The organism is uncultured Parvibaculum sp., from assembly GCF_963975745.1.
Taxonomy (GTDB): Bacteria; Pseudomonadota; Alphaproteobacteria; order Parvibaculales; family Parvibaculaceae; genus Parvibaculum.
Window position 1 is genome coordinate 1 of record NZ_CAXBIB010000034.1, and the last position, 4,838, is coordinate 4,838.

Genomic DNA, 4,838 nt, shown 5'->3' on the forward strand with positions numbered 1-4,838 from the left:
AAACAGGGAATCATCACTACAATCCAAATGCCACTCTCTTTTGCAGAGGAATCCTTGGGGGAGGGTCGGAATTTGCGGCGCGTCAGCGCTGCAAATTACGGGGCGGGGTATGCGGCCAGGCGGAGCCCCCGCGCTCCGCGTTTTGTCGTGACGATCCAACCCCCGCCCCAAAATTCGCTATGCGAATTTTGACCCTCCCCGAGGGGAGGGTGGGAAGAGACGTTGTCTTCAAAATTCAATGCTCGACTATGACGCCGTGGCGCCGCCGTCGATGACCATGGTCTGGCCGGTCATGAAGGCGCCGGCGGGGCTGGCGAGGAAGACCGCCGCGCCGGCGATTTCGTCGGGCATGCCGATGCGCTTCAGCGGCGCGCCGGCGGTGGAGCGTTCGAGGATTTCGGGATTGTCCCAGAGGGCTTTCGCGAAATAGGTCTTGATCAGGCCCGGCGCGATGCAGTTGACGCGGATGTTCTGGGGCCCGTATTCGACCGCGAGATTGCGCGCAAGCTGCATGTCGGCGGCCTTGGAGACGCAATAGGCGCCGAGAATCGGCGAGCCGCGCAGGCCGCCGATCGAAGAGATGATGGTGATCGAGCCGTCCTTGCGCTCGACCATCTGCGGCAGGACCATGTGGGCCAGCCAGTGGTTCGACTTGATGTTGGCCGACATGATCTTGTCGAAGGCGTCGTCGGGCAGATCCTTCGACGGGCCGAAATAGGGATTGACCGCCGCGTTGCAGACCAGGCTGTCGACGCGGCCCCACTGCTTCATCGTGGTGGCGACCAGGCGTTCGAGATCGCCCTTGTCGGAAATGTTGCAGGGAACGGCAATGGCGCTGTCCTTGTATTTCGCGTTGATCTCGCCGGCGACCCTGTCGCAGGCATCGCCCTTGCGGCTGGAAACGACGACTTTCGCGCCATGTTCGGCCATGCGGTGGACGATGGCCTCGCCGATGCCCTTGGTGGAGCCGGTGACGATGGCGACCTTGCCGGTGAGATCGAAGAGCGACATGGGGGATTTCCTTTCCGGTCCGAAGCCGCTGCCGTTCGGGGCGCGGATTCGCGGTTTTTCCGTGTTTATACCTAGTCGAAGGCCGTTCCCGCCGGACGCGCGATTTGCTAGGATTACGGCGACCAACGGGGTACGGGGTCGTTTTACACCATCGCCCCCCGAAATCCATATGGCCGCGCTCTCGACGCCGGCCGCAGGGACCAGGGGCCGCCTTCAACCGGACCGGGCGCCGCCTCGCGGTAAATGCCTCATCCTCAGATCGGAGTTCCACCATGCTGCTCAAGAAGTTTGCCATTGTCGCCATCATCGCGACATTCGGCCTTGCCGCCTGCACGACGCAGGACCCCTATACCGGCGAACAGAAAACCAGCAAGACGACCTATGGCGCGCTGGGCGGCGCCGTTGTCGGCGCGCTTGCCGGCGGACTGATCGGCGGCGGCGACTCGACCGACCGGCGGCAGCGGGCGATGATCGGCGCCGGCATCGGCGCGCTGGCCGGCGGCGGCATCGGCTATTACATGGACCAGCAGGAAAAGGAACTGACGCAGCGGCTCAGGGCCTCGGGCGTCAGCGTGACGCGGGTCGGCAACGACATCATCCTCAACATGCCGGGCAATGTGACCTTCGACACCAATTCATCCGACATCAATGCGCGCTTCTTCGAGGTGCTCAATTCGGTCGCGATCGTGCTGAAGGAATACGAGAAGACGCTGGTCGACGTGACCGGCCATACCGACTCGACCGGCTCGGACCAGTACAATCTCGAATTGTCGCAACGCCGGGCGCAGAGTGTCGGCAGCTACCTGATCAGCCAGGGCGTCGACTCGCGGCGCTTCTATATCGTCGGCGCCGGCGAGAGCCAGCCGATTGCCGACAACAACACGGCGGCCGGACGCGAGCAGAACCGTCGCGTCGAAATCCGCCTGTCGCCGCTGACGACCAGCTGATTGCGGTTTCGTCCGTGCAAGGAAGGCCCGGCAGCGATGCCGGGCCTTTTTTTGTTTTGATGGAAAATCGTGTCCGTTTCTCCCCACCCGCCCCTTGGGGGAGGGTCGAAATTTGTGAAGCGCAAGCGAAACAAATTTCGGGGCGGGTGGGTTGCTGGTTGGCTCATCGATCAAATGCCGCTCTGCGCAGGTTCCTTACGGTGCCGGGAATTGGGTCAGCGGGTTGTAGGGCAGGTCGGTGTTGCCGTAGTCGAGGTCCATATGGGTCAGTTCCGCCGTCACCTGCGAGCGGTGATGCGTGGCGTGGTTGAAGAGCTGCGCCCACCAGAAGCTGCGCGGGAGCTTGCGGCCCGACGGCATGACGATCACTTCGTCGAACCATTGCGGCGGCGCGTCTTCGCAGCGCGTGCGAAATTTCGCGTCCATCCTGACGCGTGCGGCACGCAAGGCTTCGAATTCGGTTTCGATGCGGCGGCCGGGATCGAAAGCCGACGGCATCGCGCCTGCGTCGATATAGGCCAGGAGATGCGTTTCGACCATCAGCATGTGGTCGAGGGTGGCCAGCATGTCGCCGAAGAACATGCCGCGCGCGCGGGTCAGTTCCCCGGGCGGCAGCGTGGCGAGCAGGCCATAGAGCTTCTCGTTCTGCCACTGGTTGTAGCGCGCCATCTCGATCGCTATGGGCGCGTAGCCGCTCACGGCAGCAGCTTCTCGATTTCGGCGACCAGCGCGGCATCGAGCGGGCCGGTCTTGCTCGGGTAGATCTCGACCAGTTCGCCTTCGGGGCCGATCAGATATTTGTGGAAGTTCCAGCGCGGGCGGGCATCCTCGCCCGCGACCTCGCCGACCCAGCGATAGAAGGGTTGGGCCTCGGCGCCGACGACCTGCTGCTTGGCGGTCAGCGGGAAGGTGACCGAATAATTGATCTCGCAGAAGGAGACGATCTCGGCCTCGGTGCCGGGCTCCTGGGCGCCGAAATCGTTGGAGGGCACGCCGATGACGGTCAGGCCGCGGGTACGGTAGCGCTCCCAGAGGCCCTGCAGGTCGCGATATTGCGGGGTGAAGCCGCAGCGGCTGGCCGTGTTGACGATCAGCACCGGGTGGCCTGCAAAACGCGACAGCGGCAGCGCCTCGCCGGTTGCGGTCAGGAATTCGAATTGATGGGCGGACATGGGGGCTCCTCGCCTTTTCATGGCCGTGCATTATAGCATGGGCGCCAATCTTGTCCTTTCGGGACGGCGAGGGAGAGCGATTTCATGTGCGATACGCTGGTGGCGCGGCCGGGAGCGACGGCGAGCGGCGCGCTGTTGTTTGCGAAAAACTCCGACCGCGAGGCCAATGAGGCGCAGTATCCGCTGTTCGTGCCGGCGGCGGCGCACGCGCCGGGGGCCCGGCTCCGCTGCACCTATATCGAGATTCCGCAGGTTGCCCGCACGCATGCCGTTTTGCTGTCGCGGCCGTTCTGGATGTGGGGCGCCGAGATGGGCGCCAACGAACATGGCGTCGTGATCGGCAACGAGGCGGTGCATGCCAAGATCGCGCCGCAGGCCGAAGCCTCGCTGATCGGCATGGATCTGCTGCGCCTCGGGCTCGAGCGCGGCGCCAGCGCCGAGGAGGCACTCGATGTCATCACGCGGCTCCTTGGCGAATTCGGCCAGGGCGGCAATTGCGCGCACAAGGGCCGCTTCGAGTATCACAATTCGTTCATCATCGCCGATGCGGCGGGCGATGCCTTCGTGCTCGAAACGGTGGGGCGCGAATGGGCGGTGGAACGGGTCAAGGATCGTCGCAGCATTTCGAACAGCTACACGATCGGGCGCGATTTCGAACGGCTGAGCGCGGGCGCCGAACGGCTTGCGCAAGCGCATGGGCTGGCGCCTTCCGGTCAGGATTTCGATTTCGCCGATGTCTTCGCCAATCGCAAACGCTCGGCGCTGGCCAGCGGGCATCAGCGCTGGTGCCGGACAAGTGCATTGCTGGGTGCGAAGACCGGCGGCATTGCAGCCGCCGGGATGATGCGCTTCCTGCGCGACCACGGGGCGCAAGCGGCGCGGCGGCCCGACTGGCGGCCGGACGGGATTCTCGGCGGGGCGGTGTCGGCACATGCGACCTATGGGCCGGTGCGGCGTTTCGGGCAGACGACGGCCTCCTGGGTGGCGGAACTGGGGAATGACAAATTCGGTCAAAGGAGGGCCGTTCACTGGCTGACCGCGACTTCGGCGCCGGACACAGGGCTCTTCAAGCCGGTGTTTTTCGGGCCCGGATGGGCGAAGGCGGGGCTGCCCGATTTCGGCCCGGCGCCGGGCGATGTCTTCGATGCGCGGACGCGCTGGTGGCGGCATGAGCGGCTGCACCGGGCCGTGCTGCGGAACTATCCCCAGCGGCTGGCCGCCTATGCCGGCGAGCGCGACCGGCTGGAGGCCTCGTTTGCCGCCCGGGTCGAGGCGCTGATCCGGCGGGAGGGGAGCGCGGCCGAGGCCGGGGCATTGTCGCGGGCGCTCTGGCGCGAGGCCGATGCCGCCGAAGCGCGCTGGCTCGAAAAGGTGCTGCGCGTCCCCGAAAACCCGGCTTTCCGGCCGTCGGCGCCGATGGCGGCGCATTGGGGGAGCCTGGCGCGGCAGGCGCGGCTGCGGGGGATTTAACGGGCGGCGGCGGCAAAGAAAGCCACAATGCTCTCGTCCCACCCGCCCCTAGGGGGCGGGTCAAACGGGCGAAGCCCGTTTGGGGCGGGGGCGCTGAAGCGCGTCAGCGTACACCCTGTCGTTTTCCCATGCCGCCACGCCGCGACCCCGCCCCGAAATTTGTTCGCTTACGCTCACAAATTGTCGACCCTCCCCCAAGGGATTCCTCTGCAAAACACAGTGTGCTTTGGTCGTCAGA

5 protein-coding genes are annotated in these 4,838 nt (G+C 65.3%); 2 read left to right on the forward strand and 3 right to left on the reverse strand.

The genetic code is table 11. The annotated features are described in order from the left end of the window. Positions 1-246 precede the first annotated feature (246 nt). Positions 247-1,011, reverse strand: a complete 765-nt coding sequence (locus AAC071_RS16550; RefSeq protein ID WP_339834765.1) for an SDR family oxidoreductase — start codon at positions 1,009-1,011, stop codon at positions 247-249. Between the two features lie 275 nt (positions 1,012-1,286). Here AAC071_RS16550 and AAC071_RS16555 point away from each other — a divergent pair, with 275 nt between their 5' ends. Next, the gene (locus tag AAC071_RS16555; protein ID WP_339834777.1) at positions 1,287-1,958 is read left to right on the forward strand and encodes an OmpA family protein; all 672 of its coding nucleotides are present in this window, start codon (positions 1,287-1,289) and stop codon (positions 1,956-1,958) included. Between the two features lie 195 nt (positions 1,959-2,153). Here the strand turns inward: AAC071_RS16555 and AAC071_RS16560 are convergent, their stop codons facing one another. Then, positions 2,154-2,657 carry a DinB family protein gene (locus AAC071_RS16560; RefSeq protein WP_339834768.1) on the reverse strand — a complete coding sequence of 168 codons (504 nt, stop codon included), beginning with the start codon at positions 2,655-2,657 and terminating at the stop codon, positions 2,154-2,156. Next, on the reverse strand, positions 2,654-3,130 hold the full coding sequence (locus AAC071_RS16565) for a glutathione peroxidase (protein ID WP_339834771.1): 477 nt from the start codon (positions 3,128-3,130) through the stop codon (positions 2,654-2,656). Before AAC071_RS16565 ends, AAC071_RS16560 begins: the two co-directional genes overlap by 4 nt. Positions 3,131-3,214: 84 nt before the next feature. On the opposite strand from AAC071_RS16565, the gene AAC071_RS16570 reads away from it, so the two are divergent. Continuing rightward, positions 3,215-4,600, forward strand: coding sequence for a hypothetical protein (locus AAC071_RS16570; RefSeq protein ID WP_339834774.1), 1,386 nt, complete (start codon positions 3,215-3,217; stop codon positions 4,598-4,600). Positions 4,601-4,838: the final 238 nt, after the last annotated feature.

Coding starts and splice junctions, on each gene's coding strand:
- AAC071_RS16565 (WP_339834771.1), bottom strand. CDS start 3,130: ATGTCCGCCCATCAATTCGAATTCCTGACCGCAACCGGCGAGGCGCTG.
- AAC071_RS16570 (WP_339834774.1), top strand. CDS start 3,215: ATGTGCGATACGCTGGTGGCGCGGCCGGGAGCGACGGCGAGCGGCGCG.
- AAC071_RS16550 (WP_339834765.1), bottom strand. CDS start 1,011: ATGTCGCTCTTCGATCTCACCGGCAAGGTCGCCATCGTCACCGGCTCC.